Below are 15,906 nucleotides of genomic sequence, written 5' to 3' on the forward strand. Positions count from 1 at the left end.
GCCATGAGCAACCGGATGTGGGGCGGCCGCTTCGCCAGCGGCCCGGCCGAGATCATGGAGGAGATCAACGCCTCCATCGGGTTCGACAGGCGGCTCGCGCCCCAGGACATCCGCGGCTCGCTGGCGCATGTCGCGATGCTGGGTAAGCAAGGCATCCTGCCGGCCGAGGATGTGGCAGCCATCGAAGCCGGGCTCAAGTCCGTCGAGGCGGAGATCGCGCGCGGCGAATTCGTCTTCCGGCGCGAACTGGAGGACATCCACATGGCGGTGGAGAGCCGCCTGACCGAGATCGTCGGCCCGGCCGCGGGCCGCCTGCACACCGCCCGCTCGCGCAACGATCAGGTCGCCACCGACATGCGGCTGTGGGTGCGCGACACGCTGGACGCCCTCGACGCGCAGGTCGCCGACCTCCAGCGGGCGCTGGCCGAGACGGCGGAGCGGCACGCCGCCACGGTGATGCCGGGCTTCACCCACCTGCAATCGGCCCAGCCCGTGACCTTCGGCCACCACTGCCTGGCCTATGTCGAGATGCTGGCGCGCGACCGCGGCCGCTTCCGCGATGCCCGCGCGCGCCTCAACGAGTGCCCGCTGGGTGCTGCGGCTCTGGCCGGCACCTCCTTCGGAATCGACCGGCACGCCACCGCCGCCGCCCTCGGCTTCGACCGGCCGACGGCGAACTCGCTCGATTCCGTGGCCGACCGCGACTTCGCCCTGGAAGCGCTCTCGGCCGCCTCGATCTGCGCGGTCCACCTCTCGCGCTTCGCCGAGGAGCTGGTGGTGTGGACCTCGGCGCAGTTCGGCTTCGTCAAGCTGTCCGACCGCTTCACCACCGGCTCGTCGATCATGCCGCAGAAGCGCAACCCCGACGCCGCCGAACTCGTGCGCGCCAAGGCCGGACGCATCATCGGCGCGCTCACCGGCCTGCTCATCGTGATGAAGGGCCTGCCGCTGGCCTACTCGAAGGACATGCAGGAGGACAAGGAGGGCACCTTCGACGCCCTGCAATCGCTCTCCCTGTGCCTCGCCGCCATGGCCGGCATGGTGCGCGACCTCGAACCCGTCGCCGAGACGCTCGAACGGGCGGCGGGCTCGGGCTACGCCACCGCCACGGATCTCGCCGACTGGCTGGTGCGCGAACTGAACATGCCGTTCCGGCAGGCCCACCACGTCACCGGCCGGGTCGTGGCCGCGGCGTCCGAGCGCGGGATCGGGCTCGAGGATCTGCCGCTCGACGTGATGCAGGCGATCGAGCCCGGGATCACCGAAGCCGTCTTCGCGGTGCTCGGTGTCGAGAATTCCGTGGCGAGCCGCACGAGCTATGGCGGCACGGCGCCCGACAACGTGCGTCGGCAGGCTCGAAGCTGGCTGGAGACGCTCGGTCCTGTGGAGAAGTAGGGCGGGCCCCGCGGGAACGGGCACGGAAAATGCGGCGTTCAGGTTTCAGCTAACCGAGCTTGGCTATCCGACCGTCCGAACCCCGCGGAGTGCCGTCGATGAACGTTGAGAGTTGGATCACCGTCGAGGAAACGCCTGGCCTGGCCGTGGAGGCGATGGCGGTGATCGACGCGCGCCTCGCCCGGTTGACGGATGCGGAGCGCGCCGCGTTCTGGGCGTCGGTCCGCAAGGCCTACAACACCCCCTACAACGACCCGGTGAAGCCGGCCCGACCGAAACCGGTCGAGCCCGCCCCCGCCCCGGCGGTCGAGATCCGCCTGCCCGCCATCGACCTGCCGGCCGCCGCCCTCGCCTCCGCGGCACTCGCCGCGGAGATGCGCGCCGCCTGATTCCGATCCCAAAGGTGGGGGCAGGGCCATCGCTCGAAGCGGCTTCGCGGCGCGAAGAGCGCCGCGCGGAGCGGGCTTTTCAGGATGTCAGCCCTGAAAAGCATCGAGCGGAGCGAAAGCCTGAGAGCCTGTTTGACCGGCCAACGTGTCTTCGTCAGGCCACGGCAAGGCGAGAGGAAGGTCCTACTCCCATCCTGAACCCTCATCCTGAGGTGCCGGAGCGGAGGCCTCGAAGGGGGCTCCAGGAATCGCGCGGAATCTGGAGCCCCCTTCGAGGCCGCTCACGCGGCACCTCAGGATGAGGGGCGAGATGGGATCACTGCAGTCAAACAGGCTCTGAGCCCGCGGAGGCGGGCACCGGCGTCTGAGGCTTACAAAAAACCCAGGGCTGCGGCCTGTTGCCGTTTTCGGTTGATCGGGGCAAGCGGGGCTTTCCTGTTCCGCGCGGGCTCGCCATCCTGACGCGCGCGAAGACGGCCGGCCCGGCCGTCGGTACACCCGAGTTGAGATGCAGCGGCACCGCCTCCCGATCCTCCGCCCGACCTCCGGTTCCGGCCGCATCCTCGCGGCCCTCGTCCTCGGTACGGCCGGCGCCGTCCTCGCGCCGGCTCCGTCCGAGCGGGCCTTCGCGCAGGATGCGATCCAGGGAGCCGAGGTGATCCGCGCCCGGGCCAGCCGCAAGGCGAAGAGCGCGGCCCTGCCGCCCGGCATGCAGCAGGCGGTGCCGCTCGCCGTGTTCGGCGACTGGAACGTGTTCACCAACGGCGCCCAGACCCGCGAAAAACTCTGCTACGTCATCGCCCAGCCGACGACGCGCAGCCCCAAGACGCTCGCCCGCGACACCGGCTATCTGTTCGTCACCTTTCCCAAGGGCGGCGCGCAAGGGGAAATCGCGGTGATGCTCGGCTTCAAGCCGAAGCCCGCCGCGGCACAGGCGAAACCCGGCGCGGCGGCGGCACCGGGCGACCCCTACCTGACGGTGGGCACCACCCGTTACGGCCTCGTGGTGAAGGACGAGAACGCCTGGATCCAGAACCAAGCCGACGAGCCGCGCATCGCCACCGAGATGAGCCGGACGCAGACCGCCACGATCCGCACCGTCTCCCAGCGCGGCAAGCCGACCCAGGACGATTACGCGCTCGGCGGCTTCTCGGAGGCGCTCAAGCGTGCCCGCGAGGAATGCAAGTAGGCCGTCGCTCCGGAGGGAAGGCGTCGCTTCCCGTCAGCCTCTCGGCACACGTCGCCTCAAGACTTGTCACCACGACGGCCGGAGCCGGCTGCACCGACGGGAAGCCGGGCTGCCGGCCTCTCCGGAAACGACATCTCCAAAAACATAACCGGCGGCCCCGAATGGCGCCGCCGGCGGTGTTGCTTGCCAAGGGGTGCGGGCGGATCAGACCGCGCGCAGGCGCGGCTGGCGTCCCTTCTCCCGGGCGGCGCGGGCGGCCTGCTCCACGGTGCGGAACAGGGTGCCGTCGAGACCGTCGAAGCGGCGCTCGGAGGAGAAGAAGCGGACGCCGCCGCGCTCGGGCACGGCGATGCCGGCGGTGATCTCGCCCACCTCGATCACGCGGGCGGGCGGCTCGTCCAGGGTGGAAAACGCGGATGCGGAAGGATGGGCGGGTTCGACACGGGTCATGACGGAGTGAACTCCTGCGGCCATCGTCGGCCGGTTGTCGGCAAGGCGTTCGCGGGCGCTGGATCTCTGGTTGCATCGTCCGTTCCCGAAAGCCGGTGACCACCTTTCGGGACGATGCCCTAGCCCACGGATGTGACTCTCCGCCGACAACACCCCTGCGACCGGCCGTTCCGCACGCCGGACAACTTCGAAGTCTTCCAAAGAAAAAGGTCGACCAAGGCAAGTCCTCCTCTGTCGCGAGGACCACGGCGCAAATGTGCCGTGATGCATTAGCGTTTGATAACGCGGCGCAAGCGTGCCACTACAAATCACCGCGGCGCGAAGACGTTCGCACTCCATCAAGATGAGCGGTCAGACCCCATCCGTCAACGGAACGTTCTTTCGAAGATCAGCTTGACAGGGAAGGATCCTGCCGGGTTTCGGCGTGAGGCCGGCGCGTCTCGCCTTTCGCCGAAGGACTTACCCTCCGGCCACGATCCGCCCGAGATCCGCGTGCGCCGAAATGACCGTCGCCGCGCCGGCTGCGAGGAGATCGCGCCCGTCCCGGTCGTGGACCCAATGGCCACCACCGGTGAAGCCGACGACCCGCATGCCCGCCGCCCGCGCCGCCCGCACCCCCGGCACGCTGTCCTCGATCACCAGGCAGTGTTCGGGCGCGGCGCCCATCCGCTCCGCCGCGAACAGGAAAAGATCCGGGAACGGCTTTCCGCGCGCGACCTGCGCCGAGGAGAAGACGCGATCGGCAAACAGCGGCAGCAGGCCGGTGAGCCCGAGCGAGCGGCGCAGCCGCACCGGATCGCTGCTGGAGGCGACGCAGAAGGGGAGGCGCAGCAGCCCCAGCGCCTCGGCGATGCCGGCCATCGCGGCGAGTTCCGCCTCGAAGGCCGCGAGCGTCTCCGCCTTGACCCGCTCGACGAAGCCGGGCGGGGCCGTCACCCCGTCCTCGCGGGCGACGCGCTCCATGATCGAGGTCATGGAGGTGCCCGCGAACCGCTCGCGCACGCCGTCGAGGCCGATGGCGAGGCCGAGGCCGTTGAGGCCGCGCGTCAGGGTCGCGAGGCTGATCGGCTCGCTGTCGATCAGCACGCCGTCGCAGTCGAAGATCACGAGGGCGAGGGGAGGCGGGGCGGGAAGTGCGTCCGTCATCGGCGGCTCGTCTCGCACGGCACGTCCGCAACGGCAACGCGGTTGTCGCGTCCGCCCCCGGCGTGTAGCCCGGCGGCATGCGCACCTATCTCGGCCTCGCCACGACCTTCCACGATCCGGCGCTCGCCCTCGTCGGGCCGGACGGCGCCGTGCTGTTCGCCGAGGCCGCCGAGCGCTCCCTGCAATACAAGCGCGCCCCGAACTGCGAGCCCGATCCCGGCAGCCGCATGGCGGGCCTCCTGAAGCGCCACGTACCGGAGGGCGCCGAGCTCGTCGTCGCCACCTCCTGGGGCGAGCAGTTTTCGGAGTTTCTGAGGGGGCAGGCGGCGTCTGGCGCCTTCGACCTGCCGGTGCTCGCCGAGTCCCCCTCCACCCTCAACCGCTCCTTCGTGCCGGAGCGGGCCGAGCGGGTCTTCATCGCCGACCTCCACGCCATGCAGGCGCGGGCCGGCAACGGCACGGTGCTCGCCCTCGACAGCGAGACCCGCGGCTTCGGCGGCAAGCCGCGGGCGACCATCGCGGGCCGGCGCCGCTACGCCCACCATCTGGCGCACGCGGCCTACGCCCTGTGGGGCAGCCCGTTCGAGGCGGCGACCGCGCTGGTCGTCGACGGCATGGGCGAGACCGGCGCGGCGGCGATCTACCGCTTGCACGACGGGCGCATCGAGGAGGTGCGGCGCCAGCGCGGGCGCGGCTCGGTCGGCTTCCTCTACGGGCTGGTGACCGACCTCGCCGGGTTCGACCAGATCAAGGGCGAGGAATGGAAGATCATGGGGCTCGCGCCCTACGGCCAAACCGACGCGGACCTGATGGCGATCCTGCGCCGCCTGTACACGGTCGAGGACGGGCGCCTGAAGTTTTCGGACGAGGCCACCGTGCGGGCGGTCGCCGCCGAGATTCTTTCACGGCGCCCGGCGGACGTCGGGGAGCAGGGCTGGGCCGACCTCGCCCGCTGCGGCCAGGACGTCTTTTGCGAGTTGATGGACGTGCTGGTGGCCGAGGCGTGGCGTCTGGCGCCTTCGGAAAATCTCGTCATCGCGGGCGGCTGCGGGCTGAACTCCTCCTACAACGGGCGGGTGCTCGGGCGCTCGGGGTTCGAGCATCTCCACGTCCCGTCCGCGCCGGCCGACGACGGCAACGCCATCGGCGCCGCATGGCTGGCGCTCGCCGAGGACGATCCATCCTGGAAGGGCCCGAAGCGCGAGGTGCGCCCGCTCACGCCCTATCTCGGCTCGACCGTCTCGACGGAGCCGCTGGAGCGCATGGCCGAGTGGGAGCCGCGGGCCCGCCGCCTCGGTCACGAAGGGGTGACGCGGGAGGCGGCAACCATCCTCGCCGCGGGCGGCCTCGTCGGCTGGGTGCAGGGGCGGGCGGAGTTCGGCCCCCGGGCGCTCGGCAACCGCTCGATCCTCGCCGACCCGCGCCCGGCGCACGCCAAGGAATCCCTGAACGCCAAGGTGAAGTACCGCGAGGCGTTCCGGCCCTTCGCGCCCTCGATCCTCGCCGAGGCCGGACCGGACTGGTTCGAGGACTACGCCGACAGCCCGTACATGGAGCGGACGCTCGTCTGGCGCGAGGCGGTGCGCGAGCGCGTGCCGGCGGTGGTCCACGCCGACGGCACCGGCCGGCTCCAGAGCGTGACGCGGGCGCGCAACCCGGCCTACGCGGCGCTGATCGCGGCCTTCGCGGAGCTGACCGGCGTGCCGATCCTGCTCAACACCAGCTTCAACGTGATGGGCAAGCCGATCCTCCACACGGCGGAGGACGCGATCCTGATGTTCTACACGACGGGGCTCGACGCCATCGTGGTCGAGGACTGGATCCTGACGAAGAAGGCGCCGGCCTGAGGCGGCTGCGGGCATCGCCCGCGACCATCTCCGGCATCGTTGCGCCCTGGATCGCTTCGCTGGCGCTCGCGATGACGATGCGAGCTGCTCTCCCCGTCATCGCGAGGCGAAGCCGAAGCGATCCAGAAGCGCGGCGACGACCGGCCTCGCGCCGCCCGGCCCAGGCCGGACGGCGAGACGGCCAAAGGAACGACTCGCAGACCTCGACCCGGCGATAGGTGAACTCGACCTCGTCGAGCCAGACCTTGCGCTCGTCATGGCAGATCGGGCCGCGAGGAGATCGGGATGGCTCATGCCGCCCGAGATGGGGCGAGCGCCGCGGAACTACCTGCGGCGCAACCGCACGCCGAACACGCCCATCACCGCGAGCAGGGTGCCGGCATAGGCGAGCGCCCCGGCGAGCCCGAGCAGGGCGAGAACCGCGATCTCCCGGAAATGGGGCAGGGCGGGCACGATCCGCTCGGCGAAGGGCAGGCCGTGGATGGCAAATCCCGCCAGCACCGCGCTCGCCACGACCACCGCCGCGACGGTGACGCCGAGCCCCCGCCCCGGCGCGGTCCAGCCGCGGCGCAGGGCGAGGCCGTAGAGCAGGGCGAGGTTGATCCACTGGCCGATGGCGGTGGCGAGCGCGAGGCCGGCGACGCCGTAGGGGCCGGTCAGCACCAGCTTGAGCGCGACGTTGACGGCGATCGCCGTGAGCGAGGCGTAGAGCGGCGTCGTCGTGTCCTGCCGGGCGTTGAAGCTCGCCACGCCCGAGCGCACCAGCACCACGGCGGGCAGCGCCAGCCCGTAGGCCGCGAGCACGGAAGCGGCGCGCGCCGCGTCCTGCGCGGAGAAGGCGCCGCGCTGGAACAGGGCGGCCATGATCAGCCCCGGCAGGGTCAGGAAGGCGACCATGAAAGGGGCCGAGAGCGCCAGCGAGAAGCCGGCGGCCCGGTTCTGCGCCGCGTGCGCCCCGGCCACGTCGCCCGCGGCGATGCGCCGGCTCATCTCGGGCAGGAGCACGGTGCCGGCGGCGATGGCGATGACGCCGAAGGGGAGCTGGTAGAGCCGGTCGGCGTAGTAGAGCGCCGCGACCGCGCCGGTCGGCAGGAAGCTGGCGATGATGGTGTCGGCGAACGCCGCGATCTGGAAGCCGGCCGAGCCGATCACCGCGGGCCCCAGGATCTTGAGGAAGCGGATCAGGTCGGGATCGCGCAGGGTCGGCTTCGTCAGCCGCGGGGCGTAGGCGCGGGCCCGCGCATCCCACCACACGAGCGCGAATTGCAGCACGCCCGACACCGAGACGCCCCAGGCGGCGGCGTAGGCCGCGTTCGGGAACAGGAAGGCCAGCGCGAGCGCGGCCAGCATGGCGAGGTTGAGGAGGATCGGCGCGCCGGCCGCGGCGGCGAAGCGGCGATGCGCGTTGAGGATGCCGGAGAACAGCGTCACCAGCGTCATGAACAGCAGGTAGGGGAAGGTGATCCGCGTCAGGCTCACCGCCAGGGCGAACCGCTCCCCGTCCTCCGAGAAGCCCGGCGCCAGCGCCCGCACCACCCGCGGCATCGCCGGGAGCGCGACGGCGAGCAGGACCACCTGCACCCCCAGCATCAGGGTGAGGACACGGTCGGCGAAACGCGCGCCGCCGCCCTCGGCGCCCGCCTGTTCCAGATGGGTGTAGGCCGGCACGAAGGCGGTGTTGAACGCTCCCTCGCCGAAGATCGCGCGAAAGTGGTTCGGCAGGCGGAAGGCGACGACGAAGGCATCCGCCACCGGCCCCGCGCCCATCACGGCGGCCGTCACCACGTCGCGGGCAAAGCCCGTGACCCGCGAGACCAGCGTCCAGCCGCCGACGGAGAGGATCGAGCGGATCATTTTTTTCGCGGTCGGTCCCGTGCGGCCGAGGAGGGATCAGGCCTTGATCCCCCCTCGCCCTCATCCTGAGGTGCCGCGTGAGCGGCCTCGAAGGATCCTCCAGGGATCGCGCGTCAACTGGAGGATCCTTCGAGGCCGACGCTGCGCGCCGGCACCTCAGGATGAGGGCGAGGGTGGGATCGCCCCGTCGAGAGCCTGCGCCGTGCAGTAGGGCGCCGATAGAGGGCGCGACTATGACCGCAGGGTCACGGCGCGCATGAAAAAGCCGCCCCGTCGGCGACGGGGCGGCGGCATCAAAGCTCGAAGCGGATCAGGCCTTGGCCTCTCCGAACAGCTTCTCGACGTACTCCCAGTTCACGAGGTTCTCGACGAACGCCTTGAGGTAGTCGGGGCGGCGGTTGCGGTAGTCGATGTAGTAGGAGTGCTCCCACACGTCGACGCCGAGGATCGGGGCCGCGCCGTGCACGAGCGGGCTCTCGCCGTTCGGGGTCTTGAGGATCGCGAGCTTGCCGTCCTTGACCGCGAGCCAGGCCCAGCCCGAGCCGAACTGGCCGACGCCGGCCTGGATGAAGTCGGCCTTGAACTTCTCGTAACCGCCGAGATCCTCGTCGATCTTCCGGGCCAGCGCCGCCGGGGGCGTGCCGCCGCCGTTGGGCTTCATCCAGTTCCAGAAGTGGAGGTGGTTGTAGTGCTGGCCGGCGTTGTTGAAGAGCGCCTGATTGGTGTTGTAGCTCGCCTTGACGATCTCCTCGACGCTCTTGCCCGCGAGGTCGGTGCCCTCGAGCAGCTTGTTGCCGGTGTCGACATAGGCCTTGTGGTGCTTGTCGTGGTGGAACTCGAGGGTTTCCTTCGACATGTAGGGGCCCAGCGCGTCGTAGGCGTAGGGCAGCTCGGGCAGGGTGAACGTCATGCCTGTCTCCTGGGTTGTCCGGTCGGTGGCCCGGCCCCCGCGGGCTTCGGGTTCCGAGCGCATGCGGGATGCGCGCGCGGCCGGCGGGGCGACGGCCGGGTAGGTAAGTCGGCGGGGCGGGCTCGGCAACGCCGCAAGCTGTGCATGGAGCGACGGAATCGCTCGATTCCGCACCCCGTCTTCGCGCAGGATTTTGCAATGCGCGATCCGGGGGTTATCCTGCCCGCCCCAACGCCCGCGGCAGTTCAGTCGAGAGTACCATGGTCGTCGCGCTGCTCGCGCTCAGTCTCGTCATGATCCTCGGCGGCAGCGCCGCCGTGGTTCAGGGCTTTCCCTACGTGCGTCTGGAGAGCGGGCTCGCCATGGTGATCGGCGGCTCCACCGCGGCCTCGGCCGGTGTGATCCTGCTCGGTCTGACGACGCTGCTCGACCGGCTGCGCAAGATCCAGGGCTCGCTTGCCGGTCTCGGCGCCGACAATCTCGAGGCGGCGGCCGCCCCGGTCGTGCCCGCGACCGCCGCGGCGCCTTGGGACGCCACCCCGCAGGCGGCACCGGCCGTGGCTGCACCCGAGGTGATCCCGCCGGAGCGTCCCTCCCTCGCCGGGATGGGGACGGCCGGGCTGGCCGGGCTGTCGCTCGGCGCGCTGCGCCCGGGCGGGCGCGGGGCGGAGCCGGTCTTCGAGGATTCGGCCCCGGCCGAGCCACTGCTGCCCGACCTGCTTCCCGCCGCATCGCCCGAGGCCGTCCCGCCGCGCGGCAGCGACGCGACGGACGAGGACCTGTTCGGTACGCCCGAGCGGCACCCGCCGGTCTTCGCCGAGCCCGATCCGGTCGCCGTGACGGCCGCGCCCGCGCCGGCGGAAGAGCGGCCCGCCGAGGAGAGGACCGAAGCGGCGATGCCCGTGCCGGAGCCGATCGGCCTGCGCTCCTCGCTGGAGGAGCCGGCTCCCGCTCCGGAGCCGGTCGAGCCGCCCGAGCCCGAAGCCGCCGCTCCGGCCGCCGAGGTGCCCGAGGCCGACCCGCAGGAGGAGCGCCACGCGGTCGGCTCCTACGCGTCGGGCGCCAACACCTACGTGATGTTCTCCGACGGCTCGATCGAGGCGGACACGCCGCGCGGGCGCTTCACCTTCGCCTCGCTCGACGAACTGAAGAACTTCGTCAATGCCGGCGGCGAGGAGGCCCGGGGCGCGGCCTGAGTTGCCCCTGGCAGGAACGGGCGCGTTTCGTTCGCCTGATACGCCATCCGGTTGATGACTTCGGCCTCTCCTGCGTCATCGCGAGGCGAAGCCGTGGCGATCCAGGGCGCGCCCTTTCCGGACCGGTCGCGCCCTGGATCGCTTCGCGGCCGCTCGCGATGACGGAGGGGGGCGAAACCCGAAGCGATCAATCGGAAACGGTATGACCCGCCGCATCCGGAGTGTCGAGCGCAGCCGGAACAGACCTCGCCCCACGGCTGCAAGGCGGAGCCGACCCTGCCGGCGAAGGTTGTGGGATCGTACGGATGTCCGATCCGGTGCCGTGGCGGATCGCTTCGCCTGACGGCTCGCGATGACGGCGTGGATTTGCTCCTCCGTCCTTGCGAGGCTCGGCGCAAGCAATCTACCGTGTCTCAGGTCAAGCGGTCTGGAAGGTCTTTCCGGCGCGGACCATGGCGTTGAGGGTGGTGACGAGCTTTCGCACGACGGCGATGAGGGCGAGTTTGTGGGGCTTGCCGGCTTGGCGCAGGCGCTCGTAGAGGCGGCGGAAGACGGGGTTGTGGCGGCTGGCGGTCAGGGCGGCCATGAACATCACGTCGCGCAAGGCTTTGCGTCCGCCGGTGATGCTGGCCGAGCGGATCGAGGAGCCGCTGTGGCAGGTGATGGGCGCCACGCCGACCAGAGCCGCGACCGTGCGCCGGTTCAGGCGGCCGAGTTCCGGCAGCCACGCCAGCAGGGCACGACAGGCCACGGGTCCGACGCCCTTGCACGTGCGCAACAGGGCGGCGGTGCGAGCCAGTTCGGCATCGGCGGCGATGGCTTCGTCCAAGGCCGCGCCGATCGCGGCGATCTGGCCGTCGAGCAGGGCGAGGCTGGCGGTGATCGAGGCGCGCACGATCGTGCTCTCGGTGCGTTCGGCCCGGCACTGCTCGGCCTGTCGCTGATCCTTGAGCTGGCCGAGCCGGGTCATCAGTTCGGCGAGCGCGCGCTGAGCCGGGCTCGGCAGCGGCGGGGCGACTTCGTCCACGGTAAAGGCCGCCAAGGCGGCCAGGACGGCGGCGTCGATCCGATCGGTCTTGGCCAGCCGCGCCTGGGCGCGGGCGAATGCCCGGGCGCGGCCGGGATGGATCCGGCGGATCGGCAGCCCCAGCGCCGTGGCGGCTTCGATCAGCGGCCACTCGTAGCCGCCGGTGGCTTCGCACACGAGGTTGGCGCAGGCGCGCCAGTGCGGCTTGGACAAGGCGGCCGTCAGGGCCGCGACCGTGTTGTCGATGCGGGCGGTGCGTCCGCGCGTGTCGGCCAGATCGACCCAATCCTTCGAGACATCGGCGCCGAGAAAGCAAGGGGAGGCTGGCGCGGTGTGGGCTGGCGAGGCTACCATGACGAGGCCTTTCGCGAGACAGGCAAGGTCCTCTGGCACGGGATTGTAAGCTCGGGCTGCGCCCGCTCTACCGTTCGTGCTCAAGACCGTGGAGGCGCCGCCGACGGATCAAGATTGCTTGCGACCTCGCAGTCGATCCAGAAGCGATCCCGCCGGCGGCCCTCCCGTTGTCGCTCCGGTTCCGTCGCCGGAAAAGACCGACAAACCCAACGTACAATCCAGGGCGGCGCGTCTCCGGAAAGGTCGCGGCGCCGGAGCGCTTCGCATGACGCTCACGACGACGACCCGAGCGGCGGTGGAGGCCGCCCTCCCGATCTTCGAACCCTTTTTGCGGGCGGAGGGGACGATCCGCCCCGCTCACGCCAGCGGGTTGAGCGCCGGGTTGCGCGCCGGCAACGGAGCGGCCAGCGTCAGGTGAAAACCTTCCGGGGCGTAATCGGTCGTGATCTGCGCCTGGACCTGGGCCGTCAGCACCCGCTGCAGCAGGCGCGAGCCGAACCCCTGGCGGGTCGGCGGCTCCACGCGCGGGCCGCCGCTCTCGCGCCAGTCGAGATGCAGCACGCCGGCCTCGACGCTCCAGGTGATCGCGACCCGGCCGCGCCCCGTCGAGAGGGCGCCGTACTTGGCGGCGTTGGTGGTCAGTTCGTGGATCGCCATGCCGATCGGCACGGCGATGTCGGAGGGCAGATCCACCGGCGGCCCGTCGAGGACGATGCGCAGGTCCGGCGAGGCCTCGGTCTCGCTCTCGGCGTAGGGCATCAGTTCGGAGGCGAGCAGGTCGCGCAGGCTCGCCGTCTGCCACGTCGCCTCGGTGAGCACGCTGTGGGTGTGGGCGAGCGACTTGATGCGGCCGACGAAGGCCTCGTGGAAGCTGTCGATGCTGGTGGCGGTGCGCGCCGTCGAGCCGACGATGGCCTGCACGGTGGCGAGCGTGTTCTTTACCCGGTGGTGCAGTTCGCGGATCAGCAGGCTGCGGCGCTCCTCGGAGAGGTGGCGGTCGGTCACGTCGGCGACGACGCCGATCAGTCGCCGCGGCAGGCCGCCCGACCGGCCGCGCTCGAACCGCCCGGCCATCTCGATGGTGCGCCAGGTGCCGTCGTCGTGGCGGCGGATGCGGCCGGTGGCGTGCAGGATCGTGTCCTCGCGCAGGGCCCGCAGGATCGCCTGCCGGAAGTGCGGCCGGTCCTCGGGGTGGAGGATCTCCTTGAGGAAGGCGGCCTTGCCGATGCTGCCCTCTTCCGGCCGGCGGCCGAAGATCGCGAACATCCGCTCGTTCTCCCAGGTCGCCCGGTCGTCGAGCACGTGCCACTCGAAGATGCCGAGATCGGCCACCGTGGTCGCGACCCGCAGGCGCTCCTCGCGCTCGGCGAGCGCCGCCCGGGCCTCGACCCGGGTCGTGATGTCCTGCACCACGCCGACGATGCCGACGGCGGTGCCGTCGGCGGACAGCACCGCCTCGCCGCGGGCGCCGATCCAGATCTCGGCGCCGTCGGCGGCACGGCGGAAGCGGGTCTGGAAGGCGTAGGCGCGGCGCTCGGCGACCGCCGCGGCGATGGAAGCCTGGAGGCGCTCGGCATCGGCCGGGTCGATCCGGCCCTTCATCGCGTCCCAGGTGACGGAACGCCCCGGGGCGTAGCCGAGGATCTGCCCGGCCCGGCGCGAGAACGCCAGTTGCCCCGTGGTGAGATCCCAGCGCCACTCGCCGAGGCCCGCCGCGGTCAGGGCGTCGCGGTTCTGCTCGGCCCGCACCAGTTCGTCGGCATCGACGAGATCGGCGGCGGCGACCATCTCGGCACCGGGCTCGCCGGAGAGGGTGAGGCGCAGGTCGAGGCTGCCGCCGTCGGCCCGGGTCCAGCGGCGAATGCCCGCCTTCGGCACCAGCGCGTCCCCGCCGAACGGGTCCCGGCCGATCACCTGATCGGCGGGCCGGCCGTCGAGGGCGCCCGGCGCGTAGCCGAGCCAGCGGCACAGGCAGGCGTTGGCGGTGCGGATCGTACGCCCGTCGGGCGAGAGCACGGCGAGGCCCACCGGCGCGCCGTCGAAAGCCGCACGGTACAGGGCGGGCGACAGGTCCGCCGGTCGAGAGCCCTGGTCCGCTCTGTCCTGCACTCCGTTCCCCGTTCAGCCGCCCGCCGCGGGTGCAGGCGGGACCGTCCGGAGGGCGGCACCATGACGGAGGCCGCCGCGGACGACAAGACGGTCGACCTCAGGCAAGCCTCATCGGCTGCTGCCGGTCAACAGGCTCGGCAGGGAAGCGGCGAGCATCCCCCCTGCGCGGATCACCGCACCCGCATCCCCCGCCGAGCCCCGGGCCAGCGCCCGGCCGAGACGCCCCGGCAGGTTCACGGCGAATGCCGCGGCCAGGACGCCGAGGAAAACCGCTCGTCCGTGGTGCTTTCGCGCGTAGAGGGCCTGCGCCCGCAGGAAGTAGAACAGGCGCCGGTCCTTCACCGCCTCGGTGGTGCCCTGGCCGCGATGGCGGATCTCGGCCTGTGCGGCGTGACACACGGCGAAGCCCGCGGCCCGGGTGCGGGCGCAGAGGTCGGCATCCTCCCAGTAGACGAAGAAGCGCTCGTCGAACCCGCCGAGCCTCTCGAAGAGCGGGCGCCGGATCATCAGGAAGGCGCCCATCACCGCCTCCACGGCCCGCGTCTGCCCGTGGTCCCAGTCGAGCAGGAAGTGCGGGCGCACGAGGCCCGGCAGCAGCCGGTCGAGGAACAGGGTGTGGGCGATCAGGCTCGCCGCGGTCGGGTGGCGGGCGCAGGTGCGGTGGGTGCGCCCCGCCGCGTCGACCAGCCGGGCGCCGACGATGCCGGTGCCGGCGGACGCCTCCAGCACCGCGCGGGCGGCCGGGATCCCGTCCCGGCTCACCTGCGTATCGGGATTGAGGAACAGGATGGCGTCGGCCGTCCCGAGGGCCGCGCCCTGGTTGCAGGCCCGGGCGAAGCCGAGATTCCTTTCGTTGCGCAGCACGATCGGGGCGAGGCCGGCTTGGCCGAGGTCTTGGGCCGAGCCGTCGGTCGAGGCGTTGTCGACCACGACGACGCGCAGGCGCTCCGCCCCCGCACTCGCGGCGAGGCTGGCGAGGCAGGCCCGGAGCTGGTCGCCGGCATTCCAGTTGACGATGACGACATCGAGGCGCGGGCTCACGGCGGCGCGTCCGCCGGGCGCCCGAGCCGGCCGCCCAGGCCCTGCGCCAGCGCCCCGACGAGGCGCGCGAGCACGCGCGGGGAGAAGCGGTGCCGGGTCCAGTACAGGCCGATCTGGAGCGGCAGGTAGGCCATCTGCTTCAGCTTCCACCGGCCCGGCACGTGGGGCAGGCGCCAGCCATAGGCGGTGTTGCGCACGTAGGCCGCCATGCGGAACAGCGGCTGGTCCGGCATCGTCACGGGCAGGAACCGGGCGCGGATGGCGCCGCGGCCGACGCTGTGCGGGATCGCGGTGCCCGGGTCCATCCAGCAGCTCCGGCCCCGGGCCCAGGCGCGGAAGCACCATTCGAGATCGACCGCGTCGATGAAGAAATCCTCGCGGAACGGCCCGACCCGCCCGAAGGCGGCGAGATCCACCAGCGAGCCGGAGGTCGCCAGGAATTCGACGGGTCGGAGGGCGCCGCGCGGCGGCACGCCCGGACGGCGCGGGTAGGCCGGCGCCTTGTGGCCGGGATGGGGCGCGGGCGCCGGGCCGACGACCGCCGGGGGCGGATCGTCCGGCGCCATTCCGGTCAGGCCGCGGTGCAGGGCGAGCACGGTCTCGACGCCCGCATCGGCATCCTGATCGAGCAGGAACAGGTATCGGAAGCCCGCCGCGCCGGCCGCCTCGGCCAGGGCGTTGAGGGCGGCGGCGATGCCGAGGTTGCGGCCCCCGCCGAGCCGGGTCAGGCCGGCCGCGTCCCGCATCCGCGCCGATGCGTCGGGCGGGATGCCGCCGTTGTCGTAGACGAGCACCGGCATCCGCCCGGCGAAGCGCTCGACCACCCGCGCCACCTGAGCCGGGGAGGGACGGAAGAACACGACCGCGACGGCGGTGTCGGGAGGGACGTTCGGGGGATCGGGAGGCGTCACGTCGGAACCGTTGCGGCGAGGCATCGGCCTCGCGCATCGTCCCGAAAGCCGGAGGCCACCTTTCGGGACGATGCTCTAGGCGCCGGAC

13 protein-coding genes are annotated in these 15,906 nt (G+C 71.8%); 5 read left to right on the forward strand and 8 right to left on the reverse strand.

All coding sequences use genetic code 11. The features are described 5' to 3' along the window. The first annotated feature begins 3 nt into the window (after window positions 1–3). From argH to PGN25_19770, 3 genes are all read left to right on the forward strand, one after another. The gene (argH, locus tag PGN25_19760) at window positions 4–1,395 is read left to right on the forward strand and encodes an argininosuccinate lyase (protein ID MEH3119750.1); all 1,392 of its coding nucleotides are present in this window, start codon (window positions 4–6) and stop codon (window positions 1,393–1,395) included. Window positions 1,396–1,493: 98 nt separating this feature from the next. Further along, the gene (locus tag PGN25_19765) at window positions 1,494–1,784 is read left to right on the forward strand and encodes a hypothetical protein (GenBank protein MEH3119751.1); all 291 of its coding nucleotides are present in this window, start codon (window positions 1,494–1,496) and stop codon (window positions 1,782–1,784) included. Window positions 1,785–2,292: 508 nt separating this feature from the next. Further along, entirely contained in the window at window positions 2,293–2,973 is a 681-nt protein-coding gene (locus PGN25_19770; protein ID MEH3119752.1) for an invasion associated locus b family protein, read from the forward strand. Window positions 2,974–3,177: 204 nt separating this feature from the next. Here PGN25_19770 and PGN25_19775 read toward each other — a convergent pair whose 3' ends face one another. Further along, a complete protein-coding gene (locus tag PGN25_19775) occupies window positions 3,178–3,423 on the reverse strand; it encodes a hypothetical protein (protein ID MEH3119753.1) in 246 nt (81 codons plus the stop codon). 459 nt (window positions 3,424–3,882) lie between these two features. Next, window positions 3,883–4,569, reverse strand: a complete 687-nt coding sequence (locus PGN25_19780; protein MEH3119754.1) for an HAD family hydrolase — start codon at window positions 4,567–4,569, stop codon at window positions 3,883–3,885. Between the two features lie 77 nt (window positions 4,570–4,646). On the opposite strand from PGN25_19780, the gene PGN25_19785 reads away from it, so the two are divergent. Further along, window positions 4,647–6,416 carry a carbamoyltransferase gene (locus PGN25_19785; protein ID MEH3119755.1) on the forward strand — a complete coding sequence of 590 codons (1,770 nt, stop codon included), beginning with the start codon at window positions 4,647–4,649 and terminating at the stop codon, window positions 6,414–6,416. Between the two features lie 324 nt (window positions 6,417–6,740). On the opposite strand, the gene murJ is transcribed toward PGN25_19785, so the two are convergent. Together murJ and PGN25_19795 are read right to left on the reverse strand one after the other, a co-directional pair. Next, a complete protein-coding gene (gene murJ / locus PGN25_19790) occupies window positions 6,741–8,270 on the reverse strand; it encodes a murein biosynthesis integral membrane protein MurJ (GenBank protein MEH3119756.1) in 1,530 nt (509 codons plus the stop codon). Window positions 8,271–8,580: 310 nt separating this feature from the next. Then, a complete protein-coding gene (locus tag PGN25_19795) occupies window positions 8,581–9,180 on the reverse strand; it encodes a superoxide dismutase (protein ID MEH3119757.1) in 600 nt (199 codons plus the stop codon). A gap of 260 nt (window positions 9,181–9,440) precedes the next feature. Here PGN25_19795 and PGN25_19800 point away from each other — a divergent pair, with 260 nt between their 5' ends. Further along, window positions 9,441–10,376, forward strand: coding sequence for a hypothetical protein (locus PGN25_19800; protein ID MEH3119758.1), 936 nt, complete (start codon window positions 9,441–9,443; stop codon window positions 10,374–10,376). Window positions 10,377–10,794: 418 nt separating this feature from the next. Here the strand turns inward: PGN25_19800 and PGN25_19805 are convergent, their stop codons facing one another. The 4 genes from PGN25_19805 to PGN25_19820 form a co-directional block, all read right to left on the reverse strand. Further along, window positions 10,795–11,757 (reverse strand): IS110 family transposase, encoded by a 963-nt coding sequence (locus PGN25_19805; protein MEH3119759.1) that lies wholly within the window; start codon window positions 11,755–11,757, stop codon window positions 10,795–10,797. 357 nt (window positions 11,758–12,114) lie between these two features. Then, a complete protein-coding gene (locus tag PGN25_19810; GenBank protein MEH3119760.1) occupies window positions 12,115–13,866 on the reverse strand; it encodes a PAS domain-containing protein in 1,752 nt (583 codons plus the stop codon). A gap of 108 nt (window positions 13,867–13,974) precedes the next feature. Continuing rightward, window positions 13,975–14,907 carry a glycosyltransferase family 2 protein gene (locus PGN25_19815; GenBank protein ID MEH3119761.1) on the reverse strand — a complete coding sequence of 311 codons (933 nt, stop codon included), beginning with the start codon at window positions 14,905–14,907 and terminating at the stop codon, window positions 13,975–13,977. Further along, complete coding sequence (locus tag PGN25_19820) at window positions 14,904–15,842, reverse strand: rhamnosyltransferase (protein ID MEH3119762.1); 939 nt, start codon at window positions 15,840–15,842, stop codon at window positions 14,904–14,906. Before PGN25_19820 ends, PGN25_19815 begins: the two co-directional genes overlap by 4 nt. Window positions 15,843–15,906: the final 64 nt, after the last annotated feature.

This window comes from Methylorubrum populi (assembly GCA_036946625.1).
GTDB classification, from domain to species: Bacteria; Pseudomonadota; Alphaproteobacteria; order Rhizobiales; family Beijerinckiaceae; genus Methylobacterium; species Methylobacterium populi_C.

What these genes read in the sequence shown, in the direction of transcription:
- argH (MEH3119750.1), top strand. Translation starts at nt 4, where the DNA reads ATGAGCAACCGGATGTGGGGCGGCCGCTTCGCCAGCGGCCCGGCCGAG.
- PGN25_19765 (MEH3119751.1), top strand. Translation starts at nt 1,494, where the DNA reads ATGAACGTTGAGAGTTGGATCACCGTCGAGGAAACGCCTGGCCTGGCC.
- PGN25_19770 (MEH3119752.1), top strand. Translation starts at nt 2,293, where the DNA reads ATGCAGCGGCACCGCCTCCCGATCCTCCGCCCGACCTCCGGTTCCGGC.
- PGN25_19775 (MEH3119753.1), bottom strand. Translation starts at nt 3,423, where the DNA reads ATGACCCGTGTCGAACCCGCCCATCCTTCCGCATCCGCGTTTTCCACC.
- PGN25_19780 (MEH3119754.1), bottom strand. Translation starts at nt 4,569, where the DNA reads ATGACGGACGCACTTCCCGCCCCGCCTCCCCTCGCCCTCGTGATCTTC.
- PGN25_19785 (MEH3119755.1), top strand. Translation starts at nt 4,647, where the DNA reads ATGCGCACCTATCTCGGCCTCGCCACGACCTTCCACGATCCGGCGCTC.
- murJ (MEH3119756.1), bottom strand. Translation starts at nt 8,270, where the DNA reads ATGATCCGCTCGATCCTCTCCGTCGGCGGCTGGACGCTGGTCTCGCGG.
- PGN25_19795 (MEH3119757.1), bottom strand. Translation starts at nt 9,180, where the DNA reads ATGACGTTCACCCTGCCCGAGCTGCCCTACGCCTACGACGCGCTGGGC.
- PGN25_19800 (MEH3119758.1), top strand. Translation starts at nt 9,441, where the DNA reads ATGGTCGTCGCGCTGCTCGCGCTCAGTCTCGTCATGATCCTCGGCGGC.
- PGN25_19805 (MEH3119759.1), bottom strand. Translation starts at nt 11,757, where the DNA reads ATGGTAGCCTCGCCAGCCCACACCGCGCCAGCCTCCCCTTGCTTTCTC.
- PGN25_19820 (MEH3119762.1), bottom strand. Translation starts at nt 15,842, where the DNA reads ATGCCTCGCCGCAACGGTTCCGACGTGACGCCTCCCGATCCCCCGAAC.